Here is a 19,088-nt window from a genome sequence, read left to right on the forward strand (position 1 = left end):
GGTGCCGTATGGTCGATTTTCTCGTCTCGAAACTGCACGACGTTCGCTTCATGACCATGCTGCTGGCGGCCATTGCCGCCAGTGCCACCGTGTATACGCTGGTGATGCCACTGCTCGCCGGCGAAGGACTTTCCAAGCGCATGAAGGCGGTCGCGAGCGAGCGTGAACGCATTCGGCAGCGCGAGCGTGAGCGCCTTAACAAGAACGAAAAGGTCTCGCTGCGCCAGACCCCGAAGCAACTCGTCTCCAAGGTCGTCGAGGACTTCAACCTCACCAAATGGCTCGCGCAGGAGGCTGCGCGGGACAAGCTCATCATGGCTGGCTACCGCGGCCATGCGCCCTACATCACCTTCCTGTTTGCCCGCATGGTCGCGCCGATCGTGCTCTTCATCGGCTCGGTCATCTACGTTTTCGGGATCGCGCATATGGAGCAGGCGCTGCCGATCAAGATCGGCATCTGCGTCGGCGCCGCCTATCTCGGCCTCCAGGCGCCGATGCTGTTCCTCAGGAACGCGATTTCCAAACGTCAGCTCTCGATCAAGCGCGCCTTTCCCGATGCGCTCGACCTGCTCCTGATCTGCATCGAATCCGGCATGTCGGTGGAGATGGCGTTCCGGAAAGTCGCCACCGAGATCGTGGGGCAGTCGATCGCGCTGTCCGAAGAGTTCACGCTGACCACGGCCGAATTGTCCTACCTGCAGGATCGCAAGGTTGCCTATGAGAATCTGGCGCGACGCACCGGGCTCGAGGGCGTCAAGTCGGTGTGTCTCGCACTCATGCAGGCAGAGCGTTACGGCACCCCGCTCGGGCATTCCTTGCGGGTCATGGCGCAGGAAAACCGCGACATGCGCATGAACGAAGCCGAGAAGAAGGCGGCCGCCCTGCCGCCGAAGCTGACGGTGCCGATGATTCTGTTCTTCCTGCCGGTGCTGTTCGTCGTCATTCTCGGGCCGACCGGCATCAAGATCACCGAGCTGCATTGAGACGGGGCGATCCGCGCGGTTCCCCCTGACGCCGCAGTCTAGGGATCTGATCAGTCGGGCTGGCTGAGCGAAGCGACCGGTGTCCGCTTCGGTCCGCCGCGCGGGCCCTCGCTGCGGCTGAGCATGTCCTTGAGATAGGCGACGTTGGCGGCAGCCTGGTCCGGGGGCAGATCTGCCTTCACGATGGTCTCGGCTTCCGCGAAGCGGCCCTGAAGGCCGACGACGAGGCCGAGATTCTGCCGCACGCGGGTGCTCGCCCGCGGCGAAGCGTAGGCCTGCCGCAGCGCCTCTTCGGCCTTGGGAAGATCTCTCGACAACATGTAGGACAGGCCGAGATTGGAGAGCACGCCGGGATCGCCCGGTGCGATCTTGAGCGCGCTGGCGTAATAGGAACGCGCCTCCTCGTGACGGCCCATCTGGTCCAGCGCAGTGCCCTGCACCGAGAGCAGGCGCCAGTCCGGATTATCAGGCGAATGCGCTTTCGCCAGGACGTCGTAGGCTTGCTGGAATTTGCCGTTGTCGGCGAGCGCGCGACCATACAGGGCGAGGAGTGTCTTGTTGCCAGGATTGGCGATGGTCGCCTGCTCGAGCACGGCCGCGGCCTGGGCGCGCTGGCCGTTGCTGCGCAAGGCCTGCCCATAGGCAAGCGCGGCATCGGCATCCTTGGGATTGGCACGGTAGCGCTCGCCATAGGCTTCGACGGCGTGCACCGGATCTGCCGGTGTGCGATCGGTGGGAGGCGCCTCTGCCCGTGATCCGCCGACCGAGCCCGTCACGTCGGAGAGTTTCGACATGGCCGTGCAGCCGCCGAGGCCCATGGCCAATGCCGCGACCACTGACGTGGACGCAAGAAGTCGGGCTAGCCTGAACCGTTGACGCATGACGCCTTGACTCTCGAGCCGATTGATCGAGCCGAACGCGCCAGCAATAGACTGTTAACCCTAACGGCCGGTTAACGCCGCCTTGCAGTCCGCACCTCTCAGGGCGCCGTTTGGGGCGGCGCCTCACCGCCGAGATCCAGATCGAGGCCGAGCGCCATCATCGGTTCGTTCATCTCCCGCAGCAACTCCCGCCTTTGCCGCGCCGCCGGCTGGGTATCGACACCCTCGCCGGACAGGCTCGGCAGTTGGCGCAGGAAGTCGTCACGGTTGATCGAGCGCCTGCCGGAGAGCGAATCGAGCTGAGCGCGGTCGACGCCGAGCACCTCGGCGGACTGCGCGATCAATCGAGCGAGCAGTGTTCTCACCGCGGACAATGCGACGATGTCAGACCTCGGTCCCGACCTCACGACCTTGCCTTCGAGGTCCCTCCAGGCATGAGACGAGACGACGTAGGTGTAGAACGCGTTCGCCCAGTCCGGTTCGGCTTCATCGTAGAAGCCGCGGCGCGCGAACAATCGGCGGGCGAACGCGGCGACCTGATTCCGCTTCAGCGAGACGCATGAGGCGATCTCGATTGCCGACTGAACCGCCGGATCACGGGAAAAGTCCCGCCCTGCCGGCAGCCTGATGATTCCGTCCGGCAGGTTCGAATCGAGCAGCCTGAAAGCGCCTTCGTTGCGCGGTCTCGAGTAGCGCGCGACCGCGAAACGGTAGTCCATACGGCCGGCATGGGACACAGGACTAAAATGGATGATGTTGAAGCCGGCATCGTCGCCGGCTTGCCCGGTCGAGGACGGACAGGAGAGCACGTAGATGGTGCGCCAGAACGCTTCGCCGCTCTCGCTCGAGGTCGCGCGTGGATCGGGAATGGAATAGCGGGTCAATCCCTCGACATGCCGGTGACCGTGCAGCACCAGATCGACGTTGAGGGAGGTTGCCGCTTCGAGGAAGGTTGCGGGCGCTGCCAGATACATCAGCGGCTCGTCGGGCACGCCGAGAAAGCGCTTTCCTTCCCCGGTCGCCTGCGGCAGCGGATGATGATGCAGGGCCAGCACGCGCACCAGATTCTCCGTCGGTTCGGCATAGTCGGCGCGCCCCGCAGAGCCCATGCTGCCCGCGAGCTCGACGCTCAGCCGGGCGGAATCCGCGACCATCGTCTTGTACGTGCCCTCATCGATGTTGCCGCTCGCAAGCGTCGTCAGGCTTGCGCGGTTGGAATCCAGCAGCACCAAGTCGAGGCCGGCCTGCCGGTAATAGACGCTCTTCGAGGTCCGCGGCAGATTGAAGTAATCATAGACGTCGTGGCGGCCGGTCCAGCGGCTCGGCCGCTTGACGTCGTGATTGCCGGCAACGGCCTGGATGTCGGTGAACACGCGTGTCTGCCGGAGGGACGCGATGACGGCGAGCGCTTCGTCGAGCGCGCGCGGCGTCGGATCGTCCACGAGATCTCCCGTGATCAGCAGGATGCGGTCGGGGACGTCGGCGAGGCCCGCCATTCTCTCGCGGAGAGCGGCACTGAGCGTTTCGATCGCCGCAAGCAGCCGGCCCGATCCGTCGAGATGCAGATCGGAAATCTGCGCAATAACGAACGATCTATCCATTTTGCGCCGCTCATTTGCCGATGCTGCGCCGCCCAAAACGATGCGAGAAATACCTTTGACGAAACAGATCGAAGCCAGTCATAGCTCGGGCAAAGATCTTGCTCTTGAGGCGTGCAGAGGCGCACGACACAATCTAAAATATTCACCAATCATGACACAACCGTGGCGCTAGTAAAGCCCCGCGGCAACACTCGGGTGAACGGCAGTTCTCAACATGAAATACGAGACCTGCCGTACGACGGTTTCATTTCGTCCGATCAATATTCGATGGCAAGCCGCTTGCGGATTTCGTCGACGCGCCTGTCCAGCGCATCGAACCGCGCGTGGACGGATCGGTCATGGAGATAAAACACGTAACCGCCGACCAGGAGCGCGAAGATCCAGTGATGGTGCTCGATATAGCCAAAAATAGCCTCGACGGCCTGTCCGATGAATGTGACCACGCTCCACACAAATTCCATTGCGCTTCCTCCCGGCGGGCTTTGTCGTCGGTCGCCCGGTTTCCATCTCTGGCGGCCTTGCCGGAACCTAGCATGGGCCCCTAGCCGCGAGTAGCGCTCGCTGAACGGTGACGGCAAAGCCGATTGCAGCAGCGGCCAAACTCTGCGAAGTCTCGTCCGGTCGTATGACCCGTTTGATCTGACGATCGGGACCCGCCAATGCCTTCTGTCTTCGAGACGTCACCCGCCGCCATCCCGATCATCTTCGTCACCAAAGCGAGCTGGGATCAGGTCGCCGAGACGCTGCCGCCAGCGCAACGCCTGTTCGCCACGGCATGCGCCTTCACCGCCAAGCCGGGCGCCCATCTCGCGCTGCCCGCGCCCGACGGCGCGATTGCGCAGGTGCTGTTCGGCCTCGAGGACGAGGGCGCAAGATCGCGCGACCTGTTCCGGCCTGGCGCCCTGCCCGGGCTTTTGCCGCCGGGCACTTATCGCTTTGCCAATGCGCCGCATGATACGCGGCTGGCAGCGCTCGCCTTCGCGCTGGGATGCTACCGCTTCGCGCGCTACCGCAAGGCTAATCGCCCCGACGTCCGGCTGGTGCCTCCTGATGGCGTCGATGCGGCCGGGATCGAGCGGGTCGCTGAGGCCGCAATGCTCGCGCGCGACCTCATCAACACGCCGTCCAACGACATGGGACCGGCAGAGCTGGCCGCCGCCGCGCAAGACCTCGCGGCCGAGTTCGGTGCAAGTTTCGCCTGCACCATCGGCGAAGAGCTGGAGAAGAATTTCCCGCTCATCCACGCCGTTGGCATGGCATCCAGCCGCGCCCCGCGGCTGATCGACATCGGCTGGGGCGACCTTGCTCATCCCAAGGTGACGCTGGTCGGCAAGGGCGTCTGTTTCGACACCGGCGGGCTCGATCTGAAGCCGTCGAGCGGCATGCTGATCATGAAGAAGGACATGGGCGGCGCTGCCAACGTGCTGGCGCTGGCACGCATGGTGATGGTCGCCAAGCTGAAGGTGCGGCTGCGCGTGCTGATTCCGGCGGTCGAGAACGCGGTTGCCGGCAACGCCTTCCGCCCGCTCGATGTCTTCACCTCGCGCAAAGGGATCACGGTCGAGATCGGCAACACCGACGCTGAAGGGCGGCTGGTGCTCGCCGACGCGCTGGCGCTGGCCGACGAGGAGAAGCCCGACCTGCTGATCGATTTGGGCACACTGACCGGCGCGGCGCGGGTCGCGCTGGGTCCGGAACTGCCGCCGTTCTACACCAATGACGAAACCCTTGCCGCCGACCTCGCGCGCTGCGCGGTGCAGGAGAACGATCCGTTGTGGCGCATGCCGCTGTGGCCGCCTTACGATTCCTGGCTGGACTCCAAGACCGCCACCATCACAAACGCGCCGTCAGGCGGTTTTGCCGGCTCGATCACCTGCGCGCTGTTCCTGCAGCGCTTCGTCGAGCACGCCAAGAGCTGGCTGCATGTCGACATATACGGCTGGACGCCGTCGGCCAAGCCGGCGCGGCCCGAAGGGGGCGAGTGCCAGGCCGCCCGAGCCATCTACACCTTGCTGGGCGAGCGCTATGCATGATCCAAAATACGATCCGCGGCTGACGCCGGCGCGGGGCGACCTCGCCGCGAAATATCTCGAAGGCGAAGTTGAGGCTGATCGCTTCGTCACTGGTGAGGAATTCGAGGTGGTCGAACCGATCGCGCCGGTCCGCGAGCAGCCGTCTTCGAACGCGATGCTGATGACGGAGGCACTGCGCGGCGAACGCGTCACGGTTTACGACCGCAACGGCGAAGGCTGGGCCTGGGGCCAGCTCAATGACGACGGCTATGTCGGCTGGCTGCCGGACGCGGCGCTCGCGAAGCCCACGGCGGGCCCGACCCACAAGGTCAGCGCCCTCAGGACGTTTGCGTTTCCCGGCCCCTCTATCAAGCTGCCGCCGGCCGAGACGCTGGTGATGGGATCCAGGCTCGCGGTGGCGCGCCAAGACGGCAGCTTCGCCGTGACGCGGGACGGCAGGTATCTGCCGAAGTCCCATCTCGCCGCGCTCGATCACCGCGAGCCGGATTTCGTCGCCGTCGCCGAGCGCTTCGTCGGCACGCCCTATCTGTGGGGCGGCAAGAGCAGTTCTGGCATCGATTGCTCCGGCCTGGTTCAAGTCTCGCTGACAGCGTCAGGCACCGGCTGCCCGCGCGACAGCGACATGCAGCAGGCCGGGCTGGGCCGCGCACTGGAGCCGCATGAGCGAAGCCGCTTGCAGCGCGGCGATCTGATCTTCTGGAAGGGACATGTCGCGATCGTCCGCGACGGCAGCACCATGGTTCATGCCAACGCGCATCACATGGCGACTGTGATCGAGCCGATCGAGCCGGCCATCGCACGGATCAAGCAGGCCGGCAGCGAAGTCGTCGCGATCAAGCGGTTGTGACGGGGCTTACGTCGCCGCCGAGCCGTTCCCGGCGGCCTCCAGCCGGAACGCCGCCGCGAACAGCGCCCGCGTGTAATCCGTCTTCGGGGACTTGAACAGCTCGGCGGCCTGTCCCTCTTCGACGACCTTGCCGCCGCGCATCACGATCAGGTGGCTCGCAAGGGAAGCGACGACGCGCAAATCGTGCGAGATGAACATGTAGGTGAGCTCGCGCTTGCGCTGGAGCTCGCGCAAGAGATCGACCATCTGCGCCTGGAACAGCATGTCGAGCGCGCTTGTCGGCTCGTCCAGCACGACGAAATCCGGCTCCAGCACCACCGCCCGCGCGATGCTGATGCGCTGGCGCTGGCCGCCGGAGAATTCGTGCGGATAGCGGAAGCGCGTCTCAGGATTGAGCCCGACATCCTCGAGCGCCTTGACGACGCGCGCCTCGCGTTCTTCGCCCGACAGCTTCGGCTGATGCACGGAGAGACCTTCGGCGATGATATCGGCGACCGACATGCGTGGGCTGAGCGAGCCGAACGGATCCTGGAACACGATCTGCATGTCGCGGCGGAAAGGCCGCATCTCCTTGAAACGCAGTCCCTGGATGTCTTTTCCCAGGAATACGATGCGCCCGTTCGAGGAGATCAGCCGCAGCAGTGCCAGCCCCAGCGTGGTCTTGCCCGAGCCGGACTCGCCGACGACGCCGAGCGTCTCGCCCTTGCGCACGGCGACGCTGACGCCGTCGACCGCCTTGATGTGGCCGACCGTCTTGCGCATCAGGCCGCGCTTGATCGGAAACCAGACCTTCAAATCGTCCGCCGACATCACCACCGGCGCATCCGGCTGCGGCGGCGCCGGGTCCGGCTTCGGCTCGGCCGCGAGCAGATCGCGCGTATAGGGATGCTTCGGCGACTTGAAGACCTGCTCGACCGGTCCCTGCTCGACGATCTCGCCGCTCTTCATGACGCAGACGGTGTCGGCGATGCGGCGCACGATGCCGAGATCATGGGTGATGAAGAGCAGGCTCATGCCGAGCCGCGAGCGGATCTCGGCGAGCAGCGCCAGGATCTGTGCCTGCACGGTGACGTCGAGCGCCGTCGTCGGCTCGTCCGCGATCAGCAGATCCGGCTCGTTGGCGAGCGCCATCGCGATCATCACACGCTGGCGCTGACCGCCGGAGAGCTGATGCGGATAGCTCTTCAGCCGCGTCTCGGGCTCGGGGATGCCGACCTGCGTCAGCAGCTCCAGCGTCCGTTTGCGCGCCTCGGCATTACTGGTCGGATTGTGCAGCTGGATGATCTCGCCGATCTGCGCCTCGATCGTGTGCAACGGATTGAGCGAGGTCATCGGCTCCTGGAAGATGATGGAGATGTCACTGCCGCGAATCTCCCGCATCTGCTGCTCGGATCGGTCGATCAGCTCCTGCCCCTTGAAGCGGATGCTGCCCGAGGGATGCGAGGCGTTCGGATAGGGCAGGAGCTTGAGGATCGAGAGCGCGCTGACGGACTTGCCGGAACCGGATTCGCCGACCAATGCCAGGCATTCGCCGCGCTTGATCTGGAACGTGACCTTGTCGACCGCAAGCGTGGTGGCGCCGCCCTGGTGGAAGGCCACCGAGAGGTCGCGCACGCTGAGCAGGGGCTGGTTGATCGCGTCCATCGGCCTACCTGAACGTCTTGCGCGGATCGAAGGCGTCGCGAACGGCTTCGCCGATGAAAATCAGGAGTGACAGCATGATCGCGACCGAGAAGAAGCCGGAGAACCCGAGCCAGGGTGCCTGCACATTGGACTTGGCCTGCGACAGCAATTCGCCGAGCGAAGGTGACCCCGGCGGCAGGCCGAAGCCGAGGAAATCCAGCGCCGTCAATGTCATCACCGAACTCGACACGATGAAGGGCAGGAACGTCATGGTCGCCACCATCGCGTTCGGCAGCAGGTGGCGGAACATGATGGTCGGGTTGGAGACGCCGAGCGCCCGCGCCGCCTGGATGTACTCGAAGTTGCGCCCGCGCAGGAACTCGGCCCGCACGAGGCCGACCAGCGAGACCCAGGAAAACAGCAAGAGGATGCCGAGCAGCACGAAGAAGCCGGGCACGAGGACCGAGGACAGGATCAGGAGAAGATAGAGCGAGGGGATAGCCGTCCAGATCTCGATGAAGCGCTGGAAGATGAGATCGACCCGGCCGCCGAAATAGCCCTGCACCGCGCCCGCTGCGATGCCGATGACCGACGAAACGATCGTGAGACAAAGGCCGAACAGCACCGAGATGCGGAAGCCGTAGATCAGCCGTGCGACCACGTCGCGCCCCTGGTCGTCGGTGCCGAGCCAATTGTATTCGAGGTCGCGGCAACTCGTCAGCCCCTTCTTTTCCACCACCGGCTTGCATTGCTTCTCGGTCAGCATCCAGGTCGGCGGCGACGGCGCCGGCGTCGGCAAGTCGAGATTGTGGGTGTCGTAAGAGTAACGGATCAGCGGCCAGACGATGGTGCCGTTCTTCTCCTTGATCAGCTTCTGCAAATAGGGATCGCGGTAGTCAGCTGCGGTTTCGAAGTCCCCGCCGAAGGTGGTTTCGGAATAGGTCACGAACGCGGGCCAGTAGAGGCGACCGTCGAACTTGATCAGAAAAGGCCGATCGTTGGCGATCAACTCCGCGAACAGCGAGAGCACGAACAGCGCAATGAATAACCAGAACGACCAGTAGCCGCGGCGGTTGGCCTTGAAGTTCTGCCACCGCCGCCTGTTGAGCGGCGAAGGAGCGAACGGCTTGCGTGTGATCGGAACGACCTCGCCCAATGGGGACTGGGCCGTGGTCTCGATCGGCGTCGGTGCGGTGATCGTCATCAGACCTCCCGCGCTTCGAAATCGATCCGGGGGTCGATCCACATATACGTCAGGTCGGAGACCAGGTTGATCACGAGGCCGACCAGCGAGAAGATGTAGAGCGTGCCGAACACCACGGGATAGTCGCGGTTGAGCACGCTCTCGAAGCTGAGCAGGCCCAACCCGTCCAGCGAGAAGATGGTCTCGATCAGCAGCGAGCCGGAAAAGAAGGCGTGGATGAAGGTCCCCGGGAAGCCGGCGATCACGATGAGCATGGCATTGCGGAAGACGTGACCGTAGAGCACCCGGCCCTCGCTACAGCCCTTGGCGCGCGCGGTCATCACGTATTGCTTGCGAATCTCGTCCAGGAACGAGTTCTTGGTCAGGAACGTCATGGTGGTGAAGGCACCTAACCCCATGGCGATCAGCGGCAGCGTCAGATGCCAGAAATAGTCGATGATCTGCCAGTACCAGGGAAACTGCGACCAGCCGTCCGAGGTCAGTCCGCGCAGCGGGAACCAGTTGAAGAAGGAGCCGCCGGCGAACAGGATGATGAGAAGGATGGCGAACAGGAAGCCGGGAATGGCATAGCCCAGCACGAGAATGGTCGACGTCCAGGTGTCGAAGCGCGTGCCATCCTTCACCGCCTTGCGGATGCCGAGCGGAATCGAGATCAGATAGGTGATCAGCGTCAACCACAGGCCGAGCGAGATCGAAACCGGCAGCTTCTCCTTGATGAGTTGCAGAACGCTGACGTCGCGGAAATAGCTCTTGCCGAAATCGAAGCGGGCAAAATTCCACACCATCAGTGCGAAGCGTTCCGGTGCCGGCTTGTCGAAGCCGAACTGCACCTCGAGCTTCTTGATGAAGTCGGGATCAAGACCCTGCGCACCGCGATATTTCGAGTTGATGGCGTCGCCACCGGCCCCGACCTGCCCGGGCGCGCGCTGCGCAAAGTCGCTGCCGCCCGAAATGCGCGAAGTGCCGCCGGTGTCAGCCCCGGAGAGTTGCGCGATCACGCGCTCGACCGGGCCGCCCGGCGCGAACTGCACGACGACGAAAGACACGAAGAGAATCCCCAGCAGCGTAGGGATCATCAGGAGGATGCGGCGGGCGATATAGGCGCTCATGATTATTTCGCCTGTTCGAGCTTGGCGGCCTTGGCGGGTTCATGCCACCAGATGTCGGGCGCGCCGACGCCGTTGGCATAACGCGGCAGCTTCTGCGGGTGGCCGAACTGATCCCAATAGGCCAGCCGGTGCGTCTTGTTGTACCATTGCGGCACCCAGTAGCGGCCGGCGCGAAACAGGCGGTCGAAAGCACGACAAGCAAAGGTCAATTCCTCGCGGCTGTCGGCTGCCATGATCTTCTCGATCATGGCGTCGATGGCCGGGTTTGCGATGCCCGCGAGATTGTACGAGCCCTTGGTGTTCGCGACCTGCGAGGAGAAGAACGAGCGCATGGCATCGCCCGGCGTTGCCGACATGCTGAAGCGCTGGATCGTCAGGTCGAAATCGAAGTCATCCTGACGCGCCCTGTATTGCACCGCATCAACAAGGCGCACGTTCGCCTCGATGCCGAGCGTCGCGAGATTCTTGATGTAGGGCGCGTGATGCGGCTGGAAGGAGGGTTCGTCCAACAGGAACTCGATCTTGAACACCTCGCCGTTGGGCAGCATCCGCTTGCCATCCTTGATCGGCACGCCAGCCTCGCTCAGCAATTGCTGCGCCTTGCGCAACAGGCTGCGGTCCTGCCCGGAGCCGTCCGTGACCGGAGGCGTGAACGGTGCGGTGAAAACTTCGTCGGGAACCTGGCCGCGAAACGGCTCCAGCAGCTTCAGCTCTTCCGGCGAAGGCGGCACACCGCCCGCCATGAGGTCCGAATTCTGGAACGGCGACACGGTACGGGCATAGGCGCCGTACATGATGGTCTTGTTGGTCCATTCGAAATCGAAGGCGTTGATCAGGGCCTCGCGCACGCGCGGGTCCTTGAACTTGTCGCGCCTCGTATTGATGAACCAGCCCTGCGCGCCGGAGGGCGTGTCGTCGGGCACGACCTCCATCTTGACGCGGCCGTCCTTGACGGCCGGAAAGTCGTAGCGCGTTGCCCAGATGCGCGAGGTGAACTCTTCGCGATAGAGATAACTCTTGCCGGTGAAGCCCTCGAAGGCGACATCGCGGTCGCGATAGAATTCATAGCGCACGACATCGAAATTGTAGGTGCCGCGGCAGGGCGGCAGATCGGCCGCCCACCAATCCTTGACCCGCTCGAACTCGATGTAGCGATTGACCTCGAACCTCCCGACCTTGTACGGACCGGAGCCGAGCGGAATATCCAGCGTCGATTCATCGAACGGCCGGGACGTGTAATACGCTTTCGAAAAGATCGGAAGACCGGCGACATAGAGCGGCACGTCGCGGGCGCGTCCCTTGGCGAAGGTGACGACGAGCGTTGCGTCGTCGATGGCTTCCGCGCTCACGAAGTCGCGCATGTTCACGACGATCAGCGGGTGGCCCTTCGCCTTCAGCGTCGTCAGCGAGAACGCCGCATCATGCGCGGTGAGCCTGGTGCCGTCGTGGAATTTCGCTTCGGGCCGCATCGTGAAACGATAGACCAGCCTGTCCGGCGATATCTGCACGGATTTGGCGGCAAGCCCATACATCGCGTCGGGCTCGTCGCTCGCGCGCACCATCAGCGGCGAGAACGTCATGTCCATGCCTTGCGCGCCATCGCCCTTCAGAATGAACGCGTTGAGCGAGTTGAAGGTCTGGTAGGACTGGTTATGCGATTTCGTCGACGGAATCAGCGAGAACGTGCCCCCCTTCGGGGCAGCCGGATTGACGTAGTTGAAATGGTGGAAATCGGCGGGATATTTTAGATCGCCGAACGCGGAGATGCCATGGGCCTCGATTCCGGCCTCCGACGCGCCAGCCTTGCGCAACGGCGGCACGCCAAGGGACACCCCAAAGGCGCCGCCAACACCCAGGGCCAGCACATGGCGGCGTGACATCTGCGTCATGCGGGGGATGTCCTTCACGACTTCTTTGCGATCCGTGCCGCCTTGTCTGCGTCGTACCACCAGATGAACGGGAAGCCGGATTGGCCGTATTTGGGCAGTTCCGAGGGCCGCCCAAAGCGATCCCAGCGGGCGGTGCGGACCTTGTTGTAGGTCCACTGCGGCACGACGTAGTGATTCCACAGCAGCACGCGGTCAAGCGCCTTGGTAGCCGCGACGAGATCATCACGATCGGTAGCGTAGATCACCCGTTCGATCAGCTTGTCGATCGCCGGGTTCTTGATGCCGGCAATGTTGCGGGAGCCGGCGATATCAGCCGATTTGGACGACCAGAACTCGCGCTGCTCGTTGCCCGGCGACTGCGACTCGCCCCACGAGTTGGTGACGATGTCGAAATCCCACTCGCGTGTCCTGTTCTCGTACTGGGTCGGATCGACGGTACGCACGCTGACCGCGATGCCGAGCCGCTCCAGCGACGGCTTATAGAACAGCGTGATCCGCTCGAAGCTGGGATCCGAGTTCAGCAATTCGAGGGTGAACTGGGCGCCGGTCTTGACGTCGACCAGCTTGCGGTCGCGTACCTCGTAGCCGGCCTCCTTGAACAGGCGCAGCGCCTCGCGGAGATTATCGCGCACGGCTTCCGGATTACCGCCGACCGGATTGGTGTAGGCCGTGGTGAAGACTTCGGGCGGGACCTGGGCGCGGACGGTCTCGAGGATCTCGAGCTCCTTGCCCTGCGGCACGCCGGTTGCCATGAGCTCGTCGATGCCGTCGAAATAGCTGCTGACGCGCTTGTACTGGCCGAAGAAGATCTGCTTGTTCATCTCCTCGAAGTCGAACGCATAGTTGAGCGCACGCCGCACGCGCGGATCGCTGAACTTGCCGCGGCGCAGGTTCGGCACGAAGGCCTGCATCACGCCCGAACTGCGATTGGCGAACTCTTCGAGGATCACGCGCTTTTCGGTCACGGCCGGGAAGTCGTAGGCGGTCGCCCAGTTCTTCGCGCTGTTCTCGGTGCGCCAATCGACCTGGTCGGCCTTGAAAGCCTCGATCGCCACGGTGGCGTCGCGGAAATATTCGTAGCGTAGCTCGTCGAAATTGTTGCGGCCGACATTGGCAGGCAGATCGCGGCCCCAATAGTCCTTGACGCGCTCCAGCGCGATCGACCGTCCCGCCACGAAGTCCTTGATCTTGTAGGGACCGGAGCCGAGCGGAACTTCGAGCGTGGTCGCGGAGACATCGCGCTTGCGGCCCTGCGCGTCCGTTCCCTCCCACCAATGCTTCGGCAGGACCGTGAGCTGCCCCACGATCTGCGGCAGCTCGCGGTTGCCCGGCGCGTCGAATACGAACTTCACCTCGCGCTCGCCAACCTTCTCGGCCTTCACGACGTGGCTGTAATAGGCCGAGTACATCGGGTGATGCTTCTTGAAGGAATCCAGCGAGAAGATCACGTCCTCCGCGGTAACGGGCTTGCCGTCGTGCCATTTGGCCTGCGGCCGCAAACGGTAAGTGACGAAGGCGAAATCGTCGGGGTGGCTGACGGCCTCGGCCAGCGCGCCGTATTCGGTCGAGACTTCGTCGAGCGAGGCCGTCGTGAGGGACTCGTAGATGAATGCGACAGCGCCGGCGACCTGGCCCTTCACGCCCGACACAACGATGTTGAAATTGTCGAAGGTGCCGACGGCGATCTGGCGGGCGATGCCGCCCTTGGGCGCTTCCGGATTGACATAGTCGAAGCGCTTGAAATCAGCGGGGTACTTAACCTTCCCGAACAGGGACAGCGCGTGGCGCCAAGGCAGCTCATTCGCCGATTGCGCCGCGGCACTGCCGACGACGGAAAGGCCCGCTACGGAACCGAGGGCGGGAAGCGCTGCGGCCGCAGTGCCGGTGAGCAGGAGATCGCGTCGGGTAATGGCCAAATCAACATCCCTGTCTTGAAGGAGGCTACTCCTTTAAGTTCCCAATATAGGCGAGGTTTCGACCGAATATGTTGCTTTTTCCTCATCTTGGAAGCCCCGGCCGCCGATCGGATGCGGCCAAACGCCCCGATAAATTCACTGGGAGGGCCGGATAAGGAAACGGCCAGGCTTTTGAGCCTGGCCGCACATTCCAAGACGAGTTTGGGCGACGTTATTTCGCCGCCGTTGGCAGCGGCTGGGGTTTCTCCGACAGCGAATTCAGATAGGCAATGACGTCGGCCCGCTCGGAATCCTTCTGGATGCCGGCGAATCCCATCGCGGTACCCGGGACAAAGCCCTTCGGATTGGCGATGAACTTGTTGAGGTCATCGAACGTCCAGTTGCCGCCCTTGCCCTTGAGGGCCGCCGAGAAGTTGAAGCCGCCGCGGCCCTGGCCCTTTGGCTCGCCGACGACGCCATAGAGGTTGGGACCGACGCGATTCGGGCCACCCTTTTCGAAGGTGTGGCAGGCGCCGCACTTCTTGGCGGCGGCAGAGCCCTTTTCGACGGAGGCGGTCTGGAGCAGCTTTTCGATCGGTTCGGAGGCTGCCGCGGCGGCGCCTTCCTTGCCGTGGCCGGCATCTTCCTTCACGGCGATCTCGAAGCCGGGCTTTTCCGGCATCTTGGGCGAGAAAAGAGCCTGGGCGGTAAAGCTGGTCACCAGGAGAAAGAGACAGGTACCGAGCACGGCACCCATGATCTTATTGAGTTCGAAAGAGTCCATTTCCGGCCAGGCCCCACCGCAAGAAGGAAACAGCGGCGCAATCGGCCGCCAGGACGAGCCTCGGGAGAATCAAACGTACCCTATTGTTTCCCCGAGTTTTGCCATTGAGATATCGGTTTGCCCGGGGTCTGGCAACCCGTATAAGCGACCCGGCTTTCAACCCGTCCCACCTCCATTTCTCGGCGCGGAAAACGCCCTGTTTGCAGGCTCTTGACCCGATGATCGATCCTCGCATCCTGGTGCTGATCCCGGCCCGCATGGCCGCCACCCGCCTGCCCGGCAAGCCGCTCGCCGATATCGCGGGCCAGCCGATGATCGTGCATGTGCTGCGCCGCGCCGAGGCCGCCGGTATCGGCCGGGTCGCGGTCGCAACCGATACGCCGGAGATCGCCTCGGTCGTGACGGCCCATGGCGGCGAAGCCGTGATGACGCGCGCCGACCACCCCTCCGGTTCGGACCGCATCCACGAGGCCATGCAGAAGCTCGACCCGGACGGCAAGGCCGAGATCGTGATCAACCTGCAGGGCGATTTCCCGACCATCACGCCGCAGACCATCCGCGAGGTGCTGCCGCCCTTTTCCGAACCCGCGGTCGACATCGTGACGCTGGCCTCGCAGATCCACACCGAGGAGGAGGACCTCGCCCCCAGCGTCGTGAAGGCCATCGGCTCGCCGATCGGGCCGCGGCGGCTGCGGGCACTCTATTTTACCCGCGCCACAGCCCCTTACGGCAATGGACCGCGTTACCACCACATCGGCCTCTATGCATACCGCCGCGCGGCGCTGGAGCGGTTCGTGGCACTGCCGCCTTCGCCGCTGGAGCGTCAGGAAAGCCTGGAGCAGCTCCGGGCGGTCGAAGCCGGCATGCGCATCGACATCATGATCGTCGACAGCGTACCTCGCGGCGTCGACACGCCGCCTGATCTCGAAACCGCGCGCAGCATCCTTTCCAAATCCTGAGCGGCTGGTACAAGGCGCCGCAGGAGCACTATTAAGACATGAGCAAGCTGAAAATCGCATTCCAGGGCGAGCCCGGAGCCAATTCCCACATCGCCATCGTCGAAGCCTATCCCGACGCCGAGCCGATGCCCTGTGCCACCTTCGAGGATGCGCTGTCTGCGATCTCGTCGGGCGAGGCCGATCTCGGCATGATCCCGATCGAGAACTCGGTCGCCGGCCGCGTCGCCGACATCCATCATCTCTTGCCGGCCTCCGGTCTCTTCATCATCGGCGAGTGGTTTCTCCCCGTTCGGCATCAGCTGATGGCGGTGAAGGGCACCAGGCTCGACGACATCAAGAGCGTCGAGAGCCATGTGCATGCGCTCGGCCAGTGCCGCCGCATCATCCGCAAGCTCGGCATCAAGCCGATCGTGCACGCCGACACTGCCGGCAGCGCCCGCGACATCTCGGAACGCAAGGACAAGACGGTCGCCGCGATCGCCTCGCGCCTCGCCGCCAAGATCTATGGCCTCGACATCCTCGCCGAGGACATCGAGGACGAGGCCCACAACACGACGCGCTTCGTGGTGCTGGCGCGCGAGCCGAAATGGGCCGCGCAAGGCACGGGTCCGCTGGTCACGACCTTCGTCTTCCGGGTGCGCAATTTGCCGGCCGCGCTGTACAAGGCACTCGGCGGCTTTGCCACCAACGGCGTCAACATGACCAAGCTGGAAAGCTACATGGTCGACGGCAATTTCTTCGCCACGCAGTTCTATGCCGACGTCGATGGCCACCCCGAGGACAAGGGCCTCGCCTTCGCCATCGAGGAGCTGAAATTCTTCTCGCGCGAATTCCGCATCGTCGGCGTCTATCCGGGCCATCCGTTCCGCGCGACGTTCAGCGAAGCGCAGCAGGATTGAACTCGTGTCCCGGACGCGCGAAGCGCGAGCCGGGGCACGAGAGCGGGTTACGCGACTTCGCTTTTCGTCAGCCCAAACCCCTCCGCCAGCAGCGAATACGACTTCTTTCGCGCCTCGTGGTCATACACGGCGGTGATCACCATCAATTCGTCCGGCTTGCTCGCGTCCATCAGCGGCTGCAGCTTCCTCCGCACCGTCGTTGGGCTGCCGACGAACAGGCGGGAGCGGTTGCGGAGGATCGAGGTGCGCTCGGCGTCGGAGTAAGGATAGGCCAGCGCCTCCTCGACGCTCGGTAGCGGCAGATACTGACCGCGGTCGCGGCGCAGCCGGTTGAGGTCGAACGAAGAGGCGAGACGTTCGGCTTCCTCATCGGTATCGGCCGCGATGGCCGCGACTGCGAGGATCGCGTGCGGACTCGCACGCCAGGCCGACGGCTGGAAGCGGTTGCGGTAATGCACCATCGCATCGATCGCATCGTGGGACGCGAAATGATGGGCGAAGGCGAAGCCCATGCCGACTTGCGCGGCCAGCTCCGAGGAATAATCGCTGGAGCCGAGCAGCCAGATCGGCGGCAAAGCGGTGTCGTCAGGCATGGCGACGACATTGTTGTAGGGGTGGCCTGCAGGGAATTCGCGCGTCTGCCACAGAATCAGTTCGTGGAGCCGCTCCAGGAAATCGTCGCCTTCGCGGCGGTCGAGCCGGCTGCGCAGCGCGTAAGCCGTTGCTCCGTCGGTGCCGGGCGCACGGCCGAGGCCGAGGTCGATGCGGCCGGGAAACAGCGCCTCCAGCATCTTGAAGCGCTCGGCCACCACTAGCGGCGCGTGATTGGGCAGCATCACCCCGCCGGAGCCGACGCGGATATGCTTCGTCACGGCGGCGATCTGCCCGATCATGACGTCGGGCGCGGGGCTCGCCACCGAGGCGAGATTGTGGTGCTCGGCGAGCCAGTAGCGGACATAGCCAAGCCCGTCGACGTGGCGGGCCAGATCAATGCTGTTGCGCAGCGCCGCGGCAGGCTTGGTGCCCGTGGTGACGACGGAGAGGTCGAGAACGGAGAGCGGAATCATGGCGCGCTAAGTTAGTTGCGTGCGGCGACGCGGCAATGGGTCGGCTGCGCAGGTCTGACGTGTGCGGGAGGCGAGCCGGCCATCTGGCGACGTTGGGACAATTTACAGAGGCATGACCGCAAAATCATTCTGCCCACCTTCGTTCTCGGCGTGCATCATGGTCACGGCTGCGGTATTTTATTGAATTTTCATGATATTTTAGATCAATCTCACTTCCCACCGCTCAGTCAAAAGATGACGATACTCAGATTATCTCGCATGAAGTGGGCCACTTCCCATCCGCGATGGGCTGTAGATCAAACTGCCTTTGCCGTATCTTAGGTCATCCAAGCGAGAACCTGACTGTCGGCCGCCGAAACCCGGCGACAAATCTGGAGTGACTGGGGCCATGACCGATCTGACGATTCCTGCCCGCGCCGACGGGCAAGACGGGCACCTGAAGCGGCCTGCGATCTCCTTCGAGTTCTTTCCGCCGAAGACGGAAGAGATGGAGCGCAATCTCTGGGAGACCATCAACCGCCTCGCCCCGCTCGACCCGAAATTCGTGTCGGTGACTTACGGCGCCGGCGGCTCGACCCGCGAGCGGACGCACTCCACCATCTCGCGCATTCTGAAGGAGACCGCGCTGCTGCCGGCGGCGCATCTGACCTGCGTCGGCGCCTCGCGCGGCGAGATCGACGAGATCGTCGACCGCTATCACGAGGTCGGCGTCCGCCACATCGTGGGCCTGCGCGGCGATCCCGCCGGCGGCATCGGCACGCCCTATGCCAGCCATCCCGACGGCTACCAGAGCTCGGCGGAGCTCGTCGCGGGGATCAAGAGGCGGCATGCCGATATCGAGGTGTCGGTCTCGGCCTATCCAGAGAAGCACCCGGAGGCGCGCGACTTCGACGCCGACATCGACACACTGAGGGCCAAGGTCGACGCCGGCGCGAGCCGCGCGATCACCCAGGTGTTCTTCGACAACGATCTCTACTTCCGCTATCTCGACCGCGTCCGCGCCCGCGGCATCAGCATTCCGATCGTGCCCGGCATCATGCCCATGCACAATTTCAAGCAGGCGCGCAATTTCGTCACCCGCGCCGGCACGAGCGTGCCCGACTGGTTCGCCGCGAAGTTCGAGGGCCTCGATGACGACGCCGAGACCCGCAAGCTGGTGGCCGCGACGGTTGCGGCCGGCCAGGTGCAGAAGCTCGCCAAGCACGGCGTCGACACCTTCCACTTCTACACCATGAACCGCGCCGATCTCGTGTTCGCGATCAGCCATTTGCTCGGCATCCGCGCCAAGAGCGCGCAGAAGGCGGCTTAAGACAC

At 63.9% G+C, this 19,088-nt stretch carries 16 protein-coding genes; 6 read left to right on the forward strand and 10 right to left on the reverse strand.

Features of this window, described 5'->3' with window-relative positions; all coding sequences use genetic code 11:
• The first annotated feature begins 8 nt into the window (after positions 1–8).
• Positions 9–983, forward strand: a complete 975-nt coding sequence (locus ACFDR6_RS01450; RefSeq protein WP_212087853.1) for a type II secretion system F family protein — start codon at positions 9–11, stop codon at positions 981–983.
• Between the two features lie 50 nt (positions 984–1,033).
• Here the strand turns inward: ACFDR6_RS01450 and ACFDR6_RS01455 are convergent, their stop codons facing one another.
• The 3 genes from ACFDR6_RS01455 to ACFDR6_RS01465 form a co-directional block, all read right to left on the reverse strand.
• On the reverse strand, positions 1,034–1,864 hold the full coding sequence (locus ACFDR6_RS01455) for a tetratricopeptide repeat protein (RefSeq protein WP_375857126.1): 831 nt from the start codon (positions 1,862–1,864) through the stop codon (positions 1,034–1,036).
• A gap of 98 nt (positions 1,865–1,962) precedes the next feature.
• On the reverse strand, positions 1,963–3,465 hold the full coding sequence (locus tag ACFDR6_RS01460; RefSeq protein ID WP_375857127.1) for a metallophosphoesterase family protein: 1,503 nt from the start codon (positions 3,463–3,465) through the stop codon (positions 1,963–1,965).
• A 257-nt stretch (positions 3,466–3,722) separates the two neighbouring features.
• Entirely contained in the window at positions 3,723–3,926 is a 204-nt protein-coding gene (locus tag ACFDR6_RS01465; protein ID WP_212087840.1) for a hypothetical protein, read from the reverse strand.
• A gap of 198 nt (positions 3,927–4,124) precedes the next feature.
• Between ACFDR6_RS01465 and ACFDR6_RS01470 the strand changes: the two genes are divergently transcribed.
• Positions 4,125–5,498: a leucyl aminopeptidase family protein gene (locus tag ACFDR6_RS01470; protein WP_375857128.1), complete on the forward strand. Its 1,374-nt coding sequence runs from the start codon at positions 4,125–4,127 to the stop codon at positions 5,496–5,498.
• A complete protein-coding gene (locus ACFDR6_RS01475; protein ID WP_375857129.1) occupies positions 5,491–6,345 on the forward strand; it encodes a C40 family peptidase in 855 nt (284 codons plus the stop codon). The genes ACFDR6_RS01470 and ACFDR6_RS01475 overlap by 8 nt, the downstream gene beginning before the upstream one ends.
• Before the next feature lie 6 nt (positions 6,346–6,351).
• On the opposite strand, the gene ACFDR6_RS01480 is transcribed toward ACFDR6_RS01475, so the two are convergent.
• The 6 genes from ACFDR6_RS01480 to ACFDR6_RS01505 form a co-directional block, all read right to left on the reverse strand.
• Positions 6,352–7,989 carry an ABC transporter ATP-binding protein gene (locus ACFDR6_RS01480; RefSeq protein WP_375857130.1) on the reverse strand — a complete coding sequence of 546 codons (1,638 nt, stop codon included), beginning with the start codon at positions 7,987–7,989 and terminating at the stop codon, positions 6,352–6,354.
• A 4-nt stretch (positions 7,990–7,993) separates the two neighbouring features.
• Positions 7,994–9,172, reverse strand: coding sequence for an ABC transporter permease (locus ACFDR6_RS01485; protein ID WP_212087832.1), 1,179 nt, complete (start codon positions 9,170–9,172; stop codon positions 7,994–7,996).
• The gene (locus ACFDR6_RS01490; RefSeq protein ID WP_212087830.1) at positions 9,172–10,281 is read right to left on the reverse strand and encodes a microcin C ABC transporter permease YejB; all 1,110 of its coding nucleotides are present in this window, start codon (positions 10,279–10,281) and stop codon (positions 9,172–9,174) included. Before ACFDR6_RS01490 ends, ACFDR6_RS01485 begins: the two co-directional genes overlap by 1 nt.
• Positions 10,282–10,283: 2 nt before the next feature.
• Entirely contained in the window at positions 10,284–12,170 is a 1,887-nt protein-coding gene (locus tag ACFDR6_RS01495; RefSeq protein WP_375857131.1) for an extracellular solute-binding protein, read from the reverse strand.
• 14 nt (positions 12,171–12,184) lie between these two features.
• Positions 12,185–14,086 carry an extracellular solute-binding protein gene (locus ACFDR6_RS01500; protein WP_375857132.1) on the reverse strand — a complete coding sequence of 634 codons (1,902 nt, stop codon included), beginning with the start codon at positions 14,084–14,086 and terminating at the stop codon, positions 12,185–12,187.
• Between the two features lie 211 nt (positions 14,087–14,297).
• Entirely contained in the window at positions 14,298–14,849 is a 552-nt protein-coding gene (locus tag ACFDR6_RS01505; protein WP_375857133.1) for a c-type cytochrome, read from the reverse strand.
• A 218-nt stretch (positions 14,850–15,067) separates the two neighbouring features.
• Here ACFDR6_RS01505 and ACFDR6_RS01510 point away from each other — a divergent pair, with 218 nt between their 5' ends.
• Both ACFDR6_RS01510 and ACFDR6_RS01515 read left to right on the forward strand, forming a co-directional pair.
• Positions 15,068–15,808, forward strand: coding sequence for a 3-deoxy-manno-octulosonate cytidylyltransferase (locus ACFDR6_RS01510; RefSeq protein ID WP_212087823.1), 741 nt, complete (start codon positions 15,068–15,070; stop codon positions 15,806–15,808).
• A gap of 38 nt (positions 15,809–15,846) precedes the next feature.
• Positions 15,847–16,707 carry a prephenate dehydratase gene (locus ACFDR6_RS01515; protein ID WP_212087822.1) on the forward strand — a complete coding sequence of 287 codons (861 nt, stop codon included), beginning with the start codon at positions 15,847–15,849 and terminating at the stop codon, positions 16,705–16,707.
• Between the two features lie 47 nt (positions 16,708–16,754).
• Here the strand turns inward: ACFDR6_RS01515 and ACFDR6_RS01520 are convergent, their stop codons facing one another.
• Complete coding sequence (locus ACFDR6_RS01520) at positions 16,755–17,774, reverse strand: LLM class flavin-dependent oxidoreductase (RefSeq protein WP_375857134.1); 1,020 nt, start codon at positions 17,772–17,774, stop codon at positions 16,755–16,757.
• A 388-nt stretch (positions 17,775–18,162) separates the two neighbouring features.
• Here ACFDR6_RS01520 and metF point away from each other — a divergent pair, with 388 nt between their 5' ends.
• Positions 18,163–19,083: a methylenetetrahydrofolate reductase [NAD(P)H] gene (gene metF / locus ACFDR6_RS01525; RefSeq protein WP_375857135.1), complete on the forward strand. Its 921-nt coding sequence runs from the start codon at positions 18,163–18,165 to the stop codon at positions 19,081–19,083.
• Positions 19,084–19,088 lie beyond the last annotated feature (5 nt).

Origin of the sequence: Bradyrhizobium tunisiense (genome assembly GCF_042263385.1) — a bacterium.
Taxonomy (GTDB): Bacteria; Pseudomonadota; Alphaproteobacteria; order Rhizobiales; family Xanthobacteraceae; genus Bradyrhizobium; species Bradyrhizobium tunisiense.

Excerpts from the sequence above, each read along its gene's own strand:
- ACFDR6_RS01450 (WP_212087853.1), top strand. The coding sequence starts at position 9 with ATGGTCGATTTTCTCGTCTCGAAACTGCACGACGTTCGCTTCATGACC.
- ACFDR6_RS01480 (WP_375857130.1), bottom strand. The coding sequence starts at position 7,989 with ATGGACGCGATCAACCAGCCCCTGCTCAGCGTGCGCGACCTCTCGGTG.
- ACFDR6_RS01470 (WP_375857128.1), top strand. The coding sequence starts at position 4,125 with ATGCCTTCTGTCTTCGAGACGTCACCCGCCGCCATCCCGATCATCTTC.
- metF (WP_375857135.1), top strand. The coding sequence starts at position 18,163 with ATGACCGATCTGACGATTCCTGCCCGCGCCGACGGGCAAGACGGGCAC.
- ACFDR6_RS01465 (WP_212087840.1), bottom strand. The coding sequence starts at position 3,926 with ATGGAATTTGTGTGGAGCGTGGTCACATTCATCGGACAGGCCGTCGAG.
- ACFDR6_RS01515 (WP_212087822.1), top strand. The coding sequence starts at position 15,847 with ATGAGCAAGCTGAAAATCGCATTCCAGGGCGAGCCCGGAGCCAATTCC.
- ACFDR6_RS01460 (WP_375857127.1), bottom strand. The coding sequence starts at position 3,465 with ATGGATAGATCGTTCGTTATTGCGCAGATTTCCGATCTGCATCTCGAC.
- ACFDR6_RS01485 (WP_212087832.1), bottom strand. The coding sequence starts at position 9,172 with ATGACGATCACCGCACCGACGCCGATCGAGACCACGGCCCAGTCCCCA.
- ACFDR6_RS01455 (WP_375857126.1), bottom strand. The coding sequence starts at position 1,864 with ATGCGTCAACGGTTCAGGCTAGCCCGACTTCTTGCGTCCACGTCAGTG.
- ACFDR6_RS01520 (WP_375857134.1), bottom strand. The coding sequence starts at position 17,774 with ATGATTCCGCTCTCCGTTCTCGACCTCTCCGTCGTCACCACGGGCACC.
- ACFDR6_RS01510 (WP_212087823.1), top strand. The coding sequence starts at position 15,068 with ATGATCGATCCTCGCATCCTGGTGCTGATCCCGGCCCGCATGGCCGCC.
- ACFDR6_RS01505 (WP_375857133.1), bottom strand. The coding sequence starts at position 14,849 with ATGGACTCTTTCGAACTCAATAAGATCATGGGTGCCGTGCTCGGTACC.
- ACFDR6_RS01475 (WP_375857129.1), top strand. The coding sequence starts at position 5,491 with ATGCATGATCCAAAATACGATCCGCGGCTGACGCCGGCGCGGGGCGAC.
- ACFDR6_RS01490 (WP_212087830.1), bottom strand. The coding sequence starts at position 10,281 with ATGAGCGCCTATATCGCCCGCCGCATCCTCCTGATGATCCCTACGCTG.
- ACFDR6_RS01495 (WP_375857131.1), bottom strand. The coding sequence starts at position 12,170 with ATGACGCAGATGTCACGCCGCCATGTGCTGGCCCTGGGTGTTGGCGGC.